Below are 16,342 nucleotides of genomic sequence, written 5' to 3' on the forward strand. Positions count from 1 at the left end.
CGTCAGGGGTTGATCGCCAGGAACACGTAGGCAGCCAGCAGCACCAGATGCACCTCGCCCTGCAAGCGGGTCGCCCGCCCGGGCACCACCGTCAGCATGCTGATCACGACGGTCAGGGCAAGCAATACCAGTTGGATGGCGCCGAGGCCGAGCAGCAGCGGCCCTTTGAGCCAGATCGACGCCAGCGCGATCGCCGGGATGGTGAGCCCGATGCTGGCCATCGCCGAGCCGTACGCCAGATTCAAGCTGATCTGGATGCGGCCCTGCCGCGCCGCCCGCACGGCCGCGAGCGTCTCGGGCAGCAGCACCAGCGCCGCAATGATCACGCCCACGAACGACTGCGGAAAGCCGACCGCGGTCACCGCTCTCTCCACGGCCGGCGACTCTTCTTCGGCCAGGCCCACCACCGCCACCAGAGCGCCGAGCATCAGCGCGAGGCTGGTCAGCGCGGCGCGGGTGGTCGGGGGGTCGGCATGGCTTTCGTCGGCGAACAGGCTTTTCTGGCCCTTCTGCGCGATCGGCAGGAAGAAGTCGCGGTGCCGCACGGTCTGCGTGAAGACGAACACGAGGTAGAGCAGCAGCGAGGCGACGGCGGCGAAGGCGAGCTGGCCGGGCGAGAACTCCTTGCCCACGGTGGTGGTGGTGAACGCGGGCAGCACCAGACTCAGCGTCGCCAGGGTGGTCACGGTTGCGAGCGCGGCGCCGCTGCCTTCGGCGTTGAATATCGTCACGCCGTAGCGCCGGGAACCCAGCAGCAGCGACAGCCCGGCGATCCCGTTGGTGGTGATCATCAGCGCGGCGAACGCCGTGTCGCGGGCCAGGGTCGCCGTCTCGTTACCGCCGGACGCCATCAGCTCCACGATCAGGGCTACCTCGATGACCGTCACCGCCGCCGCGAGCACCAACGACCCGAACGGCTCACCGACCCGGTGTGCGACCACCTCCGCGTGGTGCACGGCGGCTACCACCGCACCGATGAGAAACAACGCCGTCAGCCCGACCAGCACCGGCCCGAGCGTCTTGCCCCAGATCAATGCCAGCACGACGACGGAAAGCACCGGCACGACGACGTTCCAGGACGACCATTTCGACATTGACCGCCATTCTTGTCGAAGTGATGTGCCCACGCCCGCGGAAAGTGACCCTACACACGCCTCGCGCTGCCGAGCGAGGGTCAGCGCTCCGGTGCCAGCAACACGTCGGCGTCGAAGCAACTGTGGTCGCCGGTGTGGCAGGCGCCGCCCACCTGGTCTACGGTCAGCAGCACGGCGTCGCCGTCGCAGTCCAGACGCACCGAATGAACATATTGGGTGTGACCGGACGTGGCTCCCTTGATCCACTGCTGCCCGCGGGACCGTGAAAAGTAGGTCGCCTCACGGGTTTCCAGTGTTCGGGCCAGGGCGGCGTCGTCCATCCAGGCGACCATCAGCACGTCACCGCTGCCGCGCTCCTGCACCACGGCGGTGAACAGGCCCTCGGCGTTGCGCTTCAGCCGCGCGGCGATCTGGGGGTCGAGCGTCATCGCACGGTGATCCCTTCTGCGGCCATCGCGGCCTTCACCTGGCCGATGGTCAGCTCCCGGAAGTGGAACACGCTGGCCGCCAACACAGCATCGGCGCCGGCGGCGACGGCGGGCGCGAAGTGTTCGGCCGCACCGGCGCCCCCGCTGGCGATGACCGGCACCGTGACCGCAGAGCGCACTGCGCGCAGCATCTCCAGGTCGAATCCGGCTTTGGTGCCATCGGCGTCCATCGAGTTCAGCAGGATCTCCCCTACCCCCAGATCGGCTCCGCGCGAAGCCCATTCGACCGCATCGAGCCCCGTGCCGTGTCGCCCACCATGGGTGGTGACCTCCCAGCCCGATGGTGTCGGCACCGCGCCCGGCGGAACCGTTCGCGCATCGACGGACAGCACGATGCACTGGGAGCCGAACTGCCGCGCCATCTCGGCCAGCAGCTCGGGACGGGCGATCGCGGCGGTGTTGATGGAAACTTTGTCGGCGCCCGCGCGCAGCAACACGTCGACGTCGGCCACCGTGCGCACCCCGCCGCCGACCGTCAGCGGAATGAAGACCTGCTCGGCGGTGCGGCGCACCACATCGAGCATGGTGGCCCGTCCCGACGAGGATGCGGTCACGTCGAGAAAGGTCAGCTCGTCGGCGCCTTCGGCGTCATAGGCCGCCGCGAGCTCCACGGGATCGCCGGCGTCGCGCAGGTTCTCGAAATTGACACCCTTGACCACCCGGCCGCCGTCGACATCGAGGCACGGGATCACTCGCACCGCGAGCCCGTTGGGGGCAGGGGGCATCTCAGTAGTCCTCCGGTCGGCCGGTGGCGCGCAGGATTTCCAAGATCTCGGCGTGGGCGGCGGGGCCGGCCGCCAGCGCGGAATCGGATGCGGGAGTCCACGGTTCGCCGGCCAGATCGGTGACGACGCCACCGGCAGCCCGGACCAGCGCGACTCCGGCGGCATGGTCCCACACGTGGCCGCCGAAACTTATTGCCGCACCGAGTATTCCGTCGGCGACGAACGCAAGGTCGATTCCGGTGGACCCGTGCATGCGCAAACGCGACGAGACCCGGCTGAGGTTCTCCAGCAAGGCGATTCGATAACGTCCGGGGAATCGGCCCCGCGCATCCGCGCTGAACGACCCGGCGCCGACCAGGGCGTCGGCCAGATCGACGGGGGTGAGCGGCGGCTGCGGCACCCCATTCTTGCGCAACGGACCGCCCGCCACCGCGGTGTAGCGCTGGTCCATGAACGGCAGCCAGGTCAATCCGGCCACCGGTTCGCCGTGCCGCAGCAGACCCAGCAGGATGCCGGCCATCGGCGATCCGGCCGCGTAATTGAACGTGCCGTCCACGGGATCCAAGACCCACACCCATGGCGAGTCGACGGCCGAGCCGCCGAATTCCTCACCGTGCACCCCGATCCCGGTGGCCTCGACGAGCGCGGCGACCACCTGACGCTCGATCGCGAGGTCGACATCGGTGGCAAAGTCGTTGCCCTTCTTGCGGACCGCGGAATCGGCGCGGTGACCGGCAAGGAACGGCTCGGAGGCATCGTCGAGAATCGCCGACGCCTGCGCCACCAGGGTGTGCACGTCCATGCGGTGCTACTCCGCCACCGCGGCCAGCGCCTGCGGCAACGTGAATCGCCCCGCGTAGAGGGCCTTGCCGACGATGGCGCCCTCGACCCCGCGGTCGGTGAGGGTGGCGATCGCACGCAGGTCGTCGAGGCTGGAAACCCCACCGGAGGCGATCACCGGGGCGTCGGTGCGCTCGGCGACGGACGCCAGCAAGTCCAGATTGGGACCGCCCAGCGTGCCGTCCTTGGTCACATCAGTGACCACGAACCGCGAACATCCCTGCCCGTCAAGGCGTTCCAGCACGTCCCACAGGTCGCCCCCGTCGGTTTCCCAGCCCCGCCCACGCAACCGGTGCTCACCGTCGACGATCTGCACGTCCAAGCCCACCGCGACCTTGTCGCCGTGTTCGCTGATCGCCCGGGCACACCACCCGGGGTTCTCGAGGGCCGCGGTGCCCAGGTTCACCCGCGCACAGCCGGTGGCCAGGGCGGCGGCCAGCGAATCGTCGTCGCGAATCCCGCCGGACAGCTCAACCTGCACGTCGAGCTTGCCGACCACCTCGGCCAGCAGTTCGCGGTTCGATCCGCGTCCGAACGCCGCGTCCAGGTCGACCAGATGGATCCATTCGGCGCCGTCGCGCTGCCAGGTCAGCGCGGCATCCAGCGCCGAGCCGTATTCGGTTTCACTGCCCGCCTTGCCCTGCACCAGCCGCACGGCGCGGCCGTCGACCACGTCGACCGCGGGCAACAAGATCAACACATTCCCTCCTGTGTGCCGAGACGCGTCACGCAGCACCCCGGCTTGTGCTTGGTAGAAAGCGCTTTCGCGAGGTCCCTCACAATGCCTGGACCCAATTGCTCAGTACGGCCGCGCCGGCATCCCCGCTCTTCTCCGGGTGAAATTGGGTGGCCGACAGCGGCCCGTCCTCGACCGCCGCCAGAAACGGGCCCTCGTGGGTGGCCCACGTCAGCACCGCGTCGGGCGAACCCTCCCACTGCTGCGCGGCGTAGGAGTGCACGAAGTAGAACCGGGTGTCCGCATCAAGCCCCTTGAACAGCACTGTGCCGGGCCCGGATTCGACGACGTTCCAGCCCATGTGCGGAATGACCGGCGCCTGCAGTCGCGTGACGTATCCCGGCCACTGACCGCATCCCTGCGTCTCCACGCTGAATTCGACGCCGCGGGCGAACAGGATCTGCATGCCGACGCAGACGCCCAGCACCGGGCGATCGGCGGCGATCCGCTCGGCGATGATGCGCTCGCCGCCGATGTTGCGCAGCCCGGTCATGCACGCCTCGTAGGCGCCGACGCCCGGCACCACCAATCCATCGGCAGCGGCCGCGGCATCGGCGTCGCCGGTCACCTCGACCGATGCACCGACCCGCTCGAGGGCGCGCTGGGCCGACCGCAGATTGCCCGAGCCGTAGTCCAGGACAACTACTTTCTTGTGTGCCGTCACAGAACCCCTTTGGTGGACGGCACATCCGACACCCGGGGGTCGGATTCCACCGCCTGGCGCAGCGCGCGGGCTACCGCCTTGTACTGCGCCTCGGTGATGTGGTGTGGATCCCGCCCATACAGGACGCGCACGTGCAGCGCGATGCGCGCGTTCATGGCCAGCGATTCGAACACGTGCCGGTTGATGACGGTGTGATAGGGCACCGAGCTCCCGGCAATCGTGGTGTGCTGCAGGTGATCCGGCTCTCCGCTGTGCACGCAGTAGGGCCGGCCGGACACGTCGACCGCCGCGTGGGCCAACGTCTCGTCCATCGGGATGAAGGCGTCGCCGAACCGCCGGATGCCCCGTTTGTCACCCAGGGCCTGGCCGAGTGCGGTGCCCAGCGCGATGGCGGTGTCCTCGATGGTGTGATGTCCCTCGATCTCTACGTCGCCCTTGGTGCGCACGGTCAGGTCGAAGCTGGCGTGACTGCCCAGGGCCGTGAGCATGTGGTCGTAGAACGGCACACCTGTGTCGACGTCGACCTGGCCGGTGCCGTCGAGGTCGAGTTCGACGACGATGTCGGATTCCTTGGTGCGGCGCTCGATGCGCGCACGGCGGGTAGCGGTCGCTGTCACGGTGCTCCTACGGGGCTGGGGGCGAGTTCGGTGGTGGCCAGCTGGGCGCTGGCGCGCAGGAAGGCGTCGTTCTCCTCCGCCAGGCCGGTCGTGGCGCGCAGGTAGCCGGGGATTCCGGCGTCGCGGATCAGCACGCCGGCATCCAGATAGCGCTGCCAGGTGGCGGGCGCGTCGGCGAACTCCCCGAACAGCATGAAGTTCGCGTCGCTGGGAATCACCCGAAACCCCATGCCGGCCAAGGCCGTTGAGACACGTTCGCGTTCGGCAATCAGGGTCGCCACACTGCCGAGCGTGTCATCGGCGTGCCGCAGCGCGGCGCGTGCGGCGGCCTGGGTGAGCACCGACAGGTGATAGGGCAGCCGCACCAGCAACATCGCGTCGATCACCGCCGGGGTGGCGATCAGGTAGCCAAGCCGGCCACCGGCGAACGCGAACGCCTTGCTCATGGTGCGCGAGACGATGAGTTTGGTCGGATACTCCTCCACCAGTCTCACCGCGCTGGGCTGCGAAGAGAATTCGCCGTAGGCCTCGTCGACGATCAGGATGCCGGGCACGACGTCGAGCAGCCGGCGCAGGTCCGGCAGCGAAACGCTCTGCCCGGACGGGTTGTTCGGGCTGGCGACGAACACCACATCGGGCCGGCGGTCGGCGATGGCGGCCACGGCGGCGTCGACATCCAGGCTGAAGTCGTCGGCGCGGGCGGCCTGCAGCCACTCGGTGCGGGTGCCGTCGGAGATGATCGGGTGCATCGAGTAGGACGGGACGAACCCGATGGCGGTGCGGCCAGGCCCCCCGAACGCCTGCAGCAGCTGTTGCAAAATCTCATTGGAACCATTTGCCGCCCATAGATTTTCGACGCCCAGCTGAACACCGGTCTGGGCGCTGAGGTAGGCGGCCAGGTCGGCGCGCAGGGCCACCGCGTCGCGGTCGGGGTAGCGGTGTAGTTCGGCGGCGACCGCGCCCACCGACCGCACCACGTCGTCCACCAACGCCTTGCTGGGCGGGTGCGGGTTCTCGTTGGTGTTCAGCCGCACCGGGACATCCAGTTGTGGTGCGCCGTAGGGCGATTTACCGCGCAGGTCGTCGCGCAGCGGCAGATCGTCCAGCGTGGGCTCCGATTGTCCGCTCATCGCTCGAACCTCCGCCGCACCGCTTCGCCGTGTGACGGCAGGTCTTCGGCCTCGGCGAGCGCGATCACATGCCCGGACACGTCTTTCAAGGCCGCTTCGGTGTAGTCGACGACGTGGATGCCGCGCAAGAAGGTCTGCACGGACAGGCCGCTGGAATGCCGGGCGCTGCCGGCGGTCGGCAGCACGTGATTGGACCCGGCGCAGTAGTCACCCAGGCTCACCGGCGCATACGGTCCGACGAAAATGGCGCCGGCCGAACGGATTCGGCCCGCGACGGCGGCCGCGTCGACGGTCTGGATCTCCAGATGTTCGGCGGCATAGGCGTTCACGACGTCGATTCCGGCGTCCAGGTCGTCGACGAGGATGATGGCCGACTGGCGTCCGCCGAGCGCCGCCGTCACCCGTTCGCGGTGCACGGTCGTCTGTAGCTGGGCGGCCACCTCGGCGTCGGTGGCGGCGGCCAGGTCCGCGCTGGGCGTGACCAGCACGCTGCCCGCCATCTCGTCGTGTTCGGCCTGGCTGATCAGGTCGGCGGCCACGTGCGCCGGGTCGGCGGTGTGGTCGGCCAGGATCGCGATCTCCGTCGGCCCGGCTTCGGCGTCGATCCCGACGCGCGACCGGCACAGCCGCTTGGCCGCGGTGACGTAGATGTTGCCCGGCCCGGTGATCATGTCGACGGGCGCCAGCTCGGCGCCGTCGACGTCGGTGCCGCCGTAGGCCAGCAGCGCCACCGCCTGCGCGCCGCCGACGGCCCACACCTCGTCGACCCCCAACAGCCGGGCGGCGGCCAGGATCGTCGGGTGCGGCAGGCCGCCGAACTGGGCCTGCGGCGGGCTGGCGACCACCAGCGAGGCGACGCCGGCGGCCTGGGCCGGCACCACGTTCATCACCACGCTGGAGGGGTAGACGGCGTTGCCGCCGGGCACGTAGAGGCCCACCCGGTCGACGGGGACCCACCGCTCGGTGACGGTCGCGCCCGGGCCGAGCGTGGTCGTGACGTCGGTGCGACGCTGGTCGGCGTGCACGGCGCGGGTGCGTTCGATCATCACCCGCAGCGCGTCGGCCACGTCCGCGGCCAACTCGGTCAAAGCCTTCTCGAGCGCGGCATCGGGTACCCGCACGGCCGGGGGCCGGACCCCGTCGAAGGTGGCGCCGAACTCCAAGGCGGCGGCGGCGCCGCGCTCGGCGACGGCCTGCACGATCGGCCGGACCTTCGACAGCACCGTCTCCACGTCGGCGCCGCCGCGGGGCAGCGCCGCCCGCAATCGGGCAGCCGTCAACTCCGCGCCCCGCAGGTCGATGCGGGCCATCGGCGACGCTTGGATGGTGCTCACGGTGTCCATTGTCCCAGAGGAACTCAAGTCGATATCCGACCGGTACAGTGCCGGTATCGAGGCCATACCCCGCGCTGAAAAGTAGAGCCGACTCAGGGAGCCGCCATGTCCGCCAAGGATCACCCCAACAATGCCCCGGGCGTCCCGATGGTCTTCCCGCCGTGGTTCGAGCGTTTCCAGATCAAATACTTCAACCCGGCGCTCAAGCCGATAGCCCGCTTTCTGCCCGGGACGGCGACGATCAAGCATCGCGGCCGAACCTCCGGCAAGGCGTACGAGACGATCGTCACGCCGTACCGCAAGGGCAACACCCTGGCGATCGCGCTGGGCCACGGAAAGACCAACTGGGTGAAGAATGTGCTGGCGGCCGGTGAGGCGGACGTGGAATTCAGCCGCAATCGAACGGTGCACCTGATCAACCCGCGGATCCTGCCGGCCGGCTCGGACGGCGATGGCCTGCCCGGGATGGCGCGCATGCAGCTGCGCCGGATCGGGGTATTCGTCGCCGACATCGCCTGAGGCCGTTCGCTTTCCGGGCCGCCGGTTCTGCGTCGGGCGTGCGCTGGCGGGGTTGAAAGCCCCAGCTACATGTCGAGGCCGATGTCGAGCACCCGCACCGAATGGGTCAGCGCGCCGACGGCCAGGTAATCCACCCCGGTTCCGGCGTAGGCGGCCGCGTTCTCCAGGCTGAGCCCGCCCGACGATTCGAGCAGCACGGCGGGTGCGCGCGCGTCGCGGCGCTGCACGGCCATCTGCGTCTGCCACACCGGAAAGTTGTCCAGCAGGATCAGCTCGGGCTTTTCGGGCAGGACCTCGTCGAGCTGCTCGAGTGAGTCCACTTCCACCTCGCACGGCAGCTCCGGTGCCGCGTCGCGCACGGCACGCAGCGCGTCGACCACCGAGCCCGCGGCCACCACGTGGTTGTCCTTGATCAGGGCCGCGTCGCCCAGCCCCAGCCGGTGGTTGACCCCGCCGCCGACCCGGACCGCGTATTTCTGCAAGGCGCGCAGGCCGGGCAGGGTTTTGCGGGTGTCGCGCACCTTGGCCTTGGTGCCGTGCACGGCGGCCACCCAGTGCGCCGTCGTGGTGGCGATCCCGGACAGGTGGCAGATCAGGTTCAGCATCGTCCGCTCGGCGGTCAGCAGGCCGCGGGTTTCGGCTCGCAGCGTCAGCACCGGCTGGCCCGGCTCCAGGCGGGCCCCGTCCTCGACGCGGTCGACCACCTCGTAGCCGCGCGCACCGAGGACCTCGTCGAGCACCAACAAAGCGATATCGATGCCGGCGATCACACCGGGCTCGCGGGGCACCATGGCCGCGGTCGCCATCGTTTCGGCGGGCACCGTCGCCAGGGTGGTGACGTCGGGTCCGTGGCGCAGATCCTCGGCCAGGCCGCGCTCGATGGTTTCGCGCGCCGCGGTCAGTTCACAGTCGGACATCGTGGTCATACGACCGCCGCCAACGCCTCCACCAGCACCGCGTTCTGGTCGTCGGCCAAGCGCAGCACGTTGCTGCGTCCCAGCTCGGATGCGGTCTGCGGATATTCCTCGCGGTGGTGGCAGCCCCGGCTCTCGGTGCGGGCCAGGGCGGCGGCGGTGACCGCGCGAGCGGCGACGGCCAGCGCGACATCCTCGAAGTCGCGGCGGCCGGACACCGGCCGGATCCGCGCCTGTGACAGCGCGGTGGACAGCCGGGTCAGCCCAGCGGCATCGCGCACCACCGAAGCGTCGCGGCTCATCGCGCGCTGCAGTTCTGCGCGCTCGGGCGCGGTGTGCACGACCGGATCCGGCGCGACCGCGTGCACTCGCCCGGTCGTCGCGGCATGCGCGGCCGCCGATTTGCCGGACCGCCCGCCGACCACCAAACCTTCCAACAGGCTGTTGGACGCCAGCCGGTTGGCTCCGTGCAGTCCGGTGCGTGCCACCTCGCCCGCGGCGAACAGCCCGGGCAGCTCCGTTCGGCCGTACACATCGGTGACGATGCCCCCGCAGCTGTAGTGCGCCCCGGGCACGACCGGAATGGGTTGCCGGACGGGATCGATGCCGGCGGCCCGGCAGGCCGCCGTCACCGTCGGAAACCGGTTGGCGAAGTCGTCGATGTGGCGGGCGTCGAGGAAGACGCAGGCGTCGCCGGTGGCCTTCAATCGCGCGTCGATGGCCGCGGCGACGACGTCGCGCGGCGCCAGATCTCCCATCGGATGAACACCGGCCGTCACCGAATCGCCTTGCCGGTCAATCAGTTTCGCACCCTCGCCGCGGATGGCCTCGGTGACCAGCGGACGCCGCCCGGTGGGGGCGTCCGGGGCGAAGAGCATCGTGGGGTGGAACTGGATGAACTCGAGATCGCTGACCGCGACACCGGCCCACAGGCCCAGCGCGAGTCCATCGCCGGTGGAGCCCTCGGGGTTGGTGGTCGCGCCGTACAGGTGCCCGAGGCCGCCGGAGGCGAGGATCACCGAAGGCGCGCTGATGATTCCGCACCCGTTCGGGGTGCCGACCAGGACACCGGTCACGGCGGCGCCGTCGTGCAGAACCCGCAGCACCACATGGCCGGTGCGAATGTCCAGCATGCGAGCGGCGTGGTCGAGGGCGCGCTGCACTTCGGCGCCGGTGGCGTCGCCGCCGGCATGGACGATTCGCCGCCGGGAGTGTCCCCCCTCCCGGGTCAGCGCCCACTTGCCGGGCGAGGATTCGTCGAATCGTGCTCCGTCGCCTACCAATTCGGTGACCGCCGCGTATCCGTCGGCGACGATCGAGTAGACCGCCTCGGGATCGCACAGGCCCGCCCCCGCGACCACGGTGTCGGCGACATGGGCTTCCACCGAGTCGTCATTGTCGGGCAGTACTACCGCGATGCCGCCCTGCGCGTAGTGCGTCGCCGTCGCCCCGCGGGCCTGGTCGGCCTTGCTCAGCACCACGACGCTGCGCCCGGTGCGGTGGGCCGCCAGCGCGGCGGCCAGTCCCGCGACGCCGGTGCCGATGACGACGACGTCGGCGCTGTGCGTCCACTGGGGTCGGGCGGTCATTCGCCGCCGCCCGGCTGCCCGATCTCGATCATTCGCTGCACGCTGCGCCGCCCGGCGGCGGCGATCTCGGGGTCGACATCGACTTCGTCGGCCCCCTCGACGAGGCAGCGCAGCAACGCGGCCGGGGTGATCATCTTCATGAACTTGCAGGAGGCCCGGTCGTTGACCGCGCGGAAGTCGACTTGCGGTGCGGCCCGGCGCAATTGGTACAACATGCCGACCTCGGTGGCGACCAGCACCTTGCGCGCGTCGGTCTGGTTGGCGGCCTCCAGCATGCCGCCGGTGGACAGGATCTTCACCCGGTCCGGCGGGAAGGCGCCCTCGCCCGCGAGATACAGCGCCGAAGTGGCGCAACCACATTCGGGGTGCACGAAGAGCTCGGCATCGGGATTGGCGCGGGCCTGGTCGCGCAGTTCGTCGCCGTTGATCCCGGCGTGCACGTGGCATTCGCCCGCCCACACATGCAGGTTCTCGCGACCGGTCATCCGACGCACGTGGGCGCCGAGGAATTGATCCGGGCAGAACAGCACCTCGCGGGCCGGGTCGATGGACTCGACGACCTCCACCGCGTTGGACGAGGTACAGCAGATGTCGGTGAGCGCCTTGACCGCCGCGGTGGTGTTGACGTAGGAAACGACGACCGCGCCGGGGTGTTCGTCCTTCCAGGCGCGCAGTTCGTCGGCGGTGATGGAGTCCGCCAGCGAGCACCCGGCGCGCTGGTCCGGGATGAGCACCGTCTTGTCGGGGCTGAGGATCTTGGCGGTCTCGGCCATGAAGTGCACACCGCAGAACACGATGGTGTCCTCGGGCGCCTCGGCGGCGATCCGTGACAGCGCCAGGGAGTCGCCGACGTGATCGGCGACGTCCTGGATCTCGGGCAGCTGGTAGTTGTGCGCCAGGACGGTGGCGCCACGCTGCTTGGCCAGGCGGCGAGCCTCGGCCGCCCATCGCTCATCACCGGCCACCCCGGCGTACCCGGTGGGTGAATCCGTGATGTCGGCAACCATGCTTTCGGCGAGCGTGTCCATGCGATTGATAACCGTCATGGCGGGTCCTTTCAGCCCAGGAGGTTTTCGACTTACAATCGAAAACATGGCCCATGGTAGCACCGCCCACGAAGTGCTCGCGGTCGTGTTCCAGGTTCGCGGAGTGACCGGACGGGTCACGAAGGGACGCCACACGGCAAAACCACAGCTGAACGTGCTGTTATGGCAGCGCGCCAGGGAGCCACAGCGGGGCAAGTGGTCGCTGCCGGGCGGGCAGCTGCGCAACGACGAGGACATGATCACCTCCGTCCGGCGGCAACTCGCCGAGAAAGTCGACCTCAAAGAGCTGGCACACCTGGAGCAGCTCGCGGTGTTCTCCGACCCGCACCGGGTTCCGGACACCCGGGTGATCGCGTCGACCTTCCTGGGCCTGGTGCCCTCCCCCGCCAGCCCCGAGCTGCCACCGGATACCCGTTGGCATCCGGTGAACTCCCTGCCGCCGATGGCCTTCGACCACGGTCGAATGGTGGACAACGCCCGCACCCGGCTGATCGCCAAGCTGTCCTACACCAACATCGGTTTCGCCTTGGCACCAAGGGAATTCGCGCTTTCCACGCTGCGCGACATCTACGGCGCCGCCCTGGGCTATCAGGTCGACGCGACGAACCTGCAGCGGGTGCTGGCCCGGCGCGGCGTGATCACGGCGACGGGCACCATCGCACAATCCGGGCGCAGCGGCGGCCGTCCGGCCGCGCTGTACCGGTTCACCGACGCGGCGCTGCGGGTGACCGACGAATTCGCCGCGCTCAAGCCGCCGGGGCTCCCTGGCTAGGCTGATGGAAAAGCGTCGTCGGGCGACGCGGGGGCAATTCGACTTCAGTAGCGCTCTGACCTGGCCAATGTGACGAGAAGTCGCTCACACTGCGGCGATTACGTTTTGGTTACCTGCCGTTCGTGCGCGAGAATGCCGGGTGGCCACGAAGGGAGCCTCAATGGCTGAGCTCGGCAATCTGGCAGGCACGCACGGGGCGGAATGGATCGCCCGGCCGCCGCACGAGGAACTGCAGCACAAGGTGCGTCCGCTGCTGCCCTCCGACGACCCGTTCTACCAGCCGCCGCTGGGGTTTCAGCACGCCGAGCCCGGCACCGTGCTGCGCTCGCGCGACGTCGAGCTGGCGTTCCTGGGGCTGATCCCGCAACCCATGAAAGCCGTCCAGCTGCTCTACCGGACCATGGACATGAACGGCGAGCCGGAAGCCACCGCCACCACGGTGATCGTCCCCGCCGACCTCGCTCCGGGTCAGTCGTGCCCGCTGCTGTCGTACCAGTGCGCGATCGACGCCGTCTCGTCGCGCTGCTTTCCCTCCTACGCGCTGCGCCGCAGGGCGAAAGCACTGGGCGCGATCGGCCAGTTCGAGCTTTTCCTCATCGTCGCCGCCGTCGCCGAGGGATGGGCCGTCTCCGTGCCCGACCACGAGGGCCTGCGCGGCCTGTGGGGCGCGCCGTATGAACCGGGCTACCGCGTTCTGGACGGCATCCGGGCGGCGCGGAGCTCGGAGCGCCTGAACCTGTCCTCCTCGGCCCCCGTCGGGCTGTGGGGATACTCCGGTGGCGGACTGGCCAGCGCGTGGGCTGCCGAGATCTGCGCCGAATACGCGCCCGAACTGGACATCGTCGGCGCGGTGCTGGGCTCGCCCGTGGGGGACCTCGGTAACACCTTCCGCCGCCTCAACGGCAGCTTCCTGTCCGGGCTTCCGGCGCTGGTGGTAGCCGCGCTCGCGCACATCTATCCCGACCTGGACCGGGTGATCCGGGAGCACACCAACGAGGAGGGTCGCGCCCTGCTCGACTCGCTGGAGAAGATGACGACGGTGCAAGCCGTGGTGCGGATGGCCGGCAAGAACATGGGTGACTACCTCGACGAGCCGCTCGAGCAGATTCTGTCCACCCCGGAAGTCACCTACGTCTTCGACCACATCAAGCTCGGCGCCGCGGTCCCCACACCGCCGGTGCTGATCGTGCAGGCAGTGCACGACTACCTGATCGACGTGCACGACATCGACGTGCTTGCCGATGCGTATTCCGCCGGCGGCGCGCACGTCACCTACCACCGTGACGCCTTCAACGAGCACATGATGCTGCATCCGCTGTCGGCGCCGATGGCCCTGCGCTGGCTGACGGATCGCTTCGAGAGCCGCCCGCTGACCGAACACCTGATCCGGACCACGTGGCCGACGATGTTCAACCCGATGACCTACGTCGGGATGGCCCGGCTGCTGAAGATCGCGGCAAAAGTCGTCACGGGCCGCAAGATCGGCCGTCGCCCGCTATGACGTTGGCACTTCCGCGGCGCCTCCGCCTTTCACCGGCAGCGTCTCGGAAGGCCTAGGCTGCGGCGGAAGCGCCCCCAGGTCGTCGCGGGCGTCCGCGGCCGTACGAACGGCGTAGACCAGAGCCGCGATACCGGCCGGCCACAGCAGGGTCACCGCGATCTGCAGCGGGCCGTCCGAGAAGAACACCGGCGGCGCCTGGACGACGTACGCGACCGACGGGCTTTTCGTCAGCGGTATCGCATCGAAGTTCAGGGCGCCAAAGCGCAGCCGAACCAGCCCGGCCCCCACCGCCGAGGCCGCGGCGGCCGCCGCCACCATGCCGCTCGACAGGGCGATCACCATTGCCGGCCCGCGGTGTTCGCGCCACTGCCACACCCCGACCGAGGCCACCACCGCCAGCACGGTCAGCAGCCCCAGCATCAGGGCCGGCGCGACGAAGAAATGCTCGGACTCATTACCCAGGTAGTCATGGACGCGCTCACCCGAGCGGGTGAGCGCCACCACGGCGTGAATCGGCGGGGCGATCCACGCCCACACCCCGCCGATCACCACACCGGTGAGCGCCGAGCCCAGGACGACGACCAGGAGCGCACGCGTACGCGCCCGGCGGGAAGCGGGAACATCCACAGCCTCCGGCCCGGCCGGCTCGGTCACCGCTGCGTCTCCAGATCACCGGAATCGACCTCACCGTGCCGCGAGCAGCGCGCCCGCCAGCCGTCGGGGCGAACCTGCACCACCATCCGGCGCCCGCACGCCGCGCAGAACCGGGGAGGCTCGAGACCCAACTGAGCCGCTGTCGGCACGGAGGTGCCCCCTAATTCCCCGGTGTAGACGTTGTAGACGCCGGCGCTCACCGCAGCGCCCAGATCGCCAACCACAAGTCTCCAACCCTAGCCGCGACAGCCGGCCTACAAGCTGGCGTTGAGGCCCTTGAGGGGCATCTGCAGATCGTCCAGCAATTCCAGGTCGGATTCGGCGGGACGACCCAGCGTGGTCAGGTAGTTGCCCACGATCACGGCGTTGATGCCGCCCAGGATGCCCTGCTTGGCACCCAGATCCCCCAGCGTGATCTCGCGGCCACCGGCGAACCGCAGCATGGTGCGCGGCAGCGCCAGGCGGAAGGCGGCCACCGACTTCAGCGCCTCGCTCGCCGGCATGACCTCGAGGTCGCCGAACGGGGTTCCGGGCCGCGGGTTGAGGAAGTTCAGCGGCACCTCGTCGGGGCCGAGTTCGGCCAGCTCCGCGGCGAATTCCGCGCGCTGCTCGAGGGTCTCCCCCATGCCGAGGATGCCGCCGCAGCACACCTCCATGCCGGCGTCACGGACCATCGACAGCGTCTCCCAGCGCTCCTCCCAGCTGTGCGTGGTCACGACGTTGGTGAAGTACGAGCGGGCGGTCTCGAGGTTGTGGTTGTAGCGGTGCACGCCCATCTCGGAGAGCTGCTCGACCTGCTCGGCGGTCAGCATGCCCAGCGAACAGGCGATGTTGATCTCGACTTCGTTGCGGATCGCTTCGATACCGGCGGCGACCTGGGCCAACAGCCGCTCGTCGGGACCGCGCACCGCCGCCACGATGCAGAATTCGGTGGCGCCGGACTTTGCGGTCTGTTTGGCCGCCTCGACCAGGCTGGGAATGTCCAGCCGGGCGCTGCGCACCGGCGACGCGAACAGGCCCGACTGTGAGCAGAAATGGCAGTCCTCCGGGCAGCCGCCGGTCTTCAGGCTGATGATGCCCTCGACCTCGACCTCCGGTCCGCACCAGCGCATGCGTACCTCGTGGGCCAGCGCCAACAGTTCGTCGAGCCGGTCGTCGGGCAGCTGCAGCACCCGCAGCACCTGGTCACGGCTCAATCCCTGGCCGTCCTCCAGCACCTGCTGCCGGGCCACCGCCAAGATGTCCTCGTCGTTGCCGGTTTCGGCCGTCGGTCGAGTTGCCGCTTGCGTCACCAGGTACTCCCCTGCCTCTTTTTCGTGTCCGCGCGTGGGGACACCTGCCACATGGTGATGGCAGCCGGAATGAAAAGTGTTCAAAATAGGGTAACGGCCGAACGACCCGACCTAGCTATGGGTATACGACCTTGGTGACTCCGCACGCCGAAATCCTGGCGCACCACATGCTGCTGTTGGCGGCGCCGGCCTTCCTGCCTGCGGTGATCGTCGTAGGGGTGATCTTGTACATCGCCCTGCGCGACCGCCGCGAGGGCCGCAATGCCACACGTTCGACAGGCGACGGCCCCCATTCCGACACGCCCGACCAAAAGCGTGATTGACGAGCGCTGCATCGGGGCATTAAACAAGCAATCGCAGACCTACTTGACAGTAATAAGCGGTTGACTTCAATCGGATCCTCCGGGGCAGCCCGGCGCGGTTGGGA

General features: G+C 69.2%; 19 protein-coding genes. 4 read left to right on the forward strand and 15 right to left on the reverse strand.

The genetic code is table 11. From position 1 onward, the window contains the following. Positions 1-2: 2 nt before the first annotated feature. The 9 genes from AC5Y30_RS24215 to hisD all read right to left on the reverse strand — a co-directional run bounded on the left by AC5Y30_RS24215 (position 3) and on the right by hisD (position 7,637). A complete protein-coding gene (locus AC5Y30_RS24215; protein ID WP_499921624.1) occupies positions 3-1,094 on the reverse strand; it encodes a calcium:cation antiporter in 1,092 nt (363 codons plus the stop codon). Between the two features lie 80 nt (positions 1,095-1,174). Further along, positions 1,175-1,522 carry a phosphoribosyl-AMP cyclohydrolase gene (hisI, locus tag AC5Y30_RS24220; RefSeq protein ID WP_499921625.1) on the reverse strand — a complete coding sequence of 116 codons (348 nt, stop codon included), beginning with the start codon at positions 1,520-1,522 and terminating at the stop codon, positions 1,175-1,177. After that, complete coding sequence (hisF, locus tag AC5Y30_RS24225) at positions 1,519-2,307, reverse strand: imidazole glycerol phosphate synthase subunit HisF (protein WP_499921626.1); 789 nt, start codon at positions 2,305-2,307, stop codon at positions 1,519-1,521. The genes hisI and hisF overlap by 4 nt, the downstream gene beginning before the upstream one ends. A 1-nt stretch (position 2,308) precedes the next feature. Next, a complete protein-coding gene (locus tag AC5Y30_RS24230) occupies positions 2,309-3,109 on the reverse strand; it encodes an inositol monophosphatase family protein (RefSeq protein ID WP_499921627.1) in 801 nt (266 codons plus the stop codon). Between the two features lie 6 nt (positions 3,110-3,115). Then, positions 3,116-3,847, reverse strand: a complete 732-nt coding sequence (priA, locus tag AC5Y30_RS24235) for a bifunctional 1-(5-phosphoribosyl)-5-((5-phosphoribosylamino)methylideneamino)imidazole-4-carboxamide isomerase/phosphoribosylanthranilate isomerase PriA (RefSeq protein ID WP_499921628.1) — start codon at positions 3,845-3,847, stop codon at positions 3,116-3,118. A gap of 76 nt (positions 3,848-3,923) precedes the next feature. Next, positions 3,924-4,547 (reverse strand): imidazole glycerol phosphate synthase subunit HisH, encoded by a 624-nt coding sequence (gene hisH, locus AC5Y30_RS24240; RefSeq protein WP_499921629.1) that lies wholly within the window; start codon positions 4,545-4,547, stop codon positions 3,924-3,926. Beyond that, on the reverse strand, positions 4,544-5,164 hold the full coding sequence (gene hisB / locus AC5Y30_RS24245; protein WP_499921630.1) for an imidazoleglycerol-phosphate dehydratase HisB: 621 nt from the start codon (positions 5,162-5,164) through the stop codon (positions 4,544-4,546). The genes hisH and hisB overlap by 4 nt, the downstream gene beginning before the upstream one ends. After that, positions 5,161-6,294 (reverse strand): histidinol-phosphate transaminase, encoded by a 1,134-nt coding sequence (locus AC5Y30_RS24250; RefSeq protein WP_499921631.1) that lies wholly within the window; start codon positions 6,292-6,294, stop codon positions 5,161-5,163. The genes hisB and AC5Y30_RS24250 overlap by 4 nt, the downstream gene beginning before the upstream one ends. Further along, a complete protein-coding gene (hisD, locus tag AC5Y30_RS24255; RefSeq protein ID WP_499921632.1) occupies positions 6,291-7,637 on the reverse strand; it encodes a histidinol dehydrogenase in 1,347 nt (448 codons plus the stop codon). The genes AC5Y30_RS24250 and hisD overlap by 4 nt, the downstream gene beginning before the upstream one ends. 96 nt (positions 7,638-7,733) lie before the next feature. On the opposite strand from hisD, the gene AC5Y30_RS24260 reads away from it, so the two are divergent. After that, positions 7,734-8,147 carry a nitroreductase family deazaflavin-dependent oxidoreductase gene (locus AC5Y30_RS24260; protein WP_499921633.1) on the forward strand — a complete coding sequence of 138 codons (414 nt, stop codon included), beginning with the start codon at positions 7,734-7,736 and terminating at the stop codon, positions 8,145-8,147. A 65-nt stretch (positions 8,148-8,212) separates the two neighbouring features. On the opposite strand, the gene nadC is transcribed toward AC5Y30_RS24260, so the two are convergent. The 3 genes from nadC to nadA are packed head-to-tail and all read right to left on the reverse strand — an operon-like array spanning position 8,213 to position 11,696. Continuing rightward, a complete protein-coding gene (nadC, locus tag AC5Y30_RS24265) occupies positions 8,213-9,073 on the reverse strand; it encodes a carboxylating nicotinate-nucleotide diphosphorylase (protein ID WP_499921634.1) in 861 nt (286 codons plus the stop codon). After that, on the reverse strand, positions 9,070-10,650 hold the full coding sequence (locus AC5Y30_RS24270; RefSeq protein ID WP_499921635.1) for an L-aspartate oxidase: 1,581 nt from the start codon (positions 10,648-10,650) through the stop codon (positions 9,070-9,072). Before AC5Y30_RS24270 ends, nadC begins: the two co-directional genes overlap by 4 nt. Further along, entirely contained in the window at positions 10,647-11,696 is a 1,050-nt protein-coding gene (gene nadA / locus AC5Y30_RS24275) for a quinolinate synthase NadA (RefSeq protein WP_499921636.1), read from the reverse strand. The genes AC5Y30_RS24270 and nadA overlap by 4 nt, the downstream gene beginning before the upstream one ends. 46 nt (positions 11,697-11,742) lie before the next feature. On the opposite strand from nadA, the gene AC5Y30_RS24280 reads away from it, so the two are divergent. Continuing rightward, positions 11,743-12,468, forward strand: a complete 726-nt coding sequence (locus AC5Y30_RS24280; protein ID WP_499921637.1) for an NUDIX hydrolase — start codon at positions 11,743-11,745, stop codon at positions 12,466-12,468. A 160-nt stretch (positions 12,469-12,628) separates the two neighbouring features. Then, positions 12,629-13,969 carry a lipase family protein gene (locus AC5Y30_RS24285; RefSeq protein WP_499921639.1) on the forward strand — a complete coding sequence of 447 codons (1,341 nt, stop codon included), beginning with the start codon at positions 12,629-12,631 and terminating at the stop codon, positions 13,967-13,969. Here AC5Y30_RS24285 and AC5Y30_RS24290 read toward each other — a convergent pair. From AC5Y30_RS24290 to bioB, 3 genes are read right to left on the reverse strand one after another with little or no spacing between them, the layout of a single operon-like run. Further along, positions 13,964-14,623: a DUF2567 domain-containing protein gene (locus AC5Y30_RS24290; RefSeq protein ID WP_499921641.1), complete on the reverse strand. Its 660-nt coding sequence runs from the start codon at positions 14,621-14,623 to the stop codon at positions 13,964-13,966. The genes AC5Y30_RS24285 and AC5Y30_RS24290 overlap by 6 nt on opposite strands. Further along, complete coding sequence (bsaP, locus tag AC5Y30_RS24295; RefSeq protein ID WP_064883538.1) at positions 14,620-14,847, reverse strand: biotin synthase auxiliary protein BsaP; 228 nt, start codon at positions 14,845-14,847, stop codon at positions 14,620-14,622. Before bsaP ends, AC5Y30_RS24290 begins: the two co-directional genes overlap by 4 nt. A gap of 30 nt (positions 14,848-14,877) precedes the next feature. Further along, positions 14,878-15,915: a biotin synthase BioB gene (gene bioB / locus AC5Y30_RS24300; RefSeq protein WP_499921643.1), complete on the reverse strand. Its 1,038-nt coding sequence runs from the start codon at positions 15,913-15,915 to the stop codon at positions 14,878-14,880. Between the two features lie 131 nt (positions 15,916-16,046). Between bioB and AC5Y30_RS24305 the strand changes: the two genes are divergently transcribed. Continuing rightward, positions 16,047-16,238, forward strand: a complete 192-nt coding sequence (locus AC5Y30_RS24305) for a hypothetical protein (protein WP_499921645.1) — start codon at positions 16,047-16,049, stop codon at positions 16,236-16,238. Positions 16,239-16,342 lie beyond the last annotated feature (104 nt).

Source organism: Mycobacterium sp. NGS27, assembly GCF_059813005.1.

What these genes read in the sequence shown, in the direction of transcription:
- nadA (WP_499921636.1), bottom strand. Translation starts at nt 11,696, where the DNA reads ATGACGGTTATCAATCGCATGGACACGCTCGCCGAAAGCATGGTTGCC.
- AC5Y30_RS24285 (WP_499921639.1), top strand. Translation starts at nt 12,629, where the DNA reads ATGGCTGAGCTCGGCAATCTGGCAGGCACGCACGGGGCGGAATGGATC.
- AC5Y30_RS24260 (WP_499921633.1), top strand. Translation starts at nt 7,734, where the DNA reads ATGTCCGCCAAGGATCACCCCAACAATGCCCCGGGCGTCCCGATGGTC.
- hisF (WP_499921626.1), bottom strand. Translation starts at nt 2,307, where the DNA reads ATGCCCCCTGCCCCCAACGGGCTCGCGGTGCGAGTGATCCCGTGCCTC.
- AC5Y30_RS24250 (WP_499921631.1), bottom strand. Translation starts at nt 6,294, where the DNA reads ATGAGCGGACAATCGGAGCCCACGCTGGACGATCTGCCGCTGCGCGAC.
- hisI (WP_499921625.1), bottom strand. Translation starts at nt 1,522, where the DNA reads ATGACGCTCGACCCCCAGATCGCCGCGCGGCTGAAGCGCAACGCCGAG.
- AC5Y30_RS24270 (WP_499921635.1), bottom strand. Translation starts at nt 10,650, where the DNA reads ATGACCGCCCGACCCCAGTGGACGCACAGCGCCGACGTCGTCGTCATC.
- AC5Y30_RS24280 (WP_499921637.1), top strand. Translation starts at nt 11,743, where the DNA reads ATGGCCCATGGTAGCACCGCCCACGAAGTGCTCGCGGTCGTGTTCCAG.
- hisD (WP_499921632.1), bottom strand. Translation starts at nt 7,637, where the DNA reads ATGGACACCGTGAGCACCATCCAAGCGTCGCCGATGGCCCGCATCGAC.
- AC5Y30_RS24230 (WP_499921627.1), bottom strand. Translation starts at nt 3,109, where the DNA reads ATGGACGTGCACACCCTGGTGGCGCAGGCGTCGGCGATTCTCGACGAT.
- AC5Y30_RS24215 (WP_499921624.1), bottom strand. Translation starts at nt 1,094, where the DNA reads ATGTCGAAATGGTCGTCCTGGAACGTCGTCGTGCCGGTGCTTTCCGTC.
- nadC (WP_499921634.1), bottom strand. Translation starts at nt 9,073, where the DNA reads ATGACCACGATGTCCGACTGTGAACTGACCGCGGCGCGCGAAACCATC.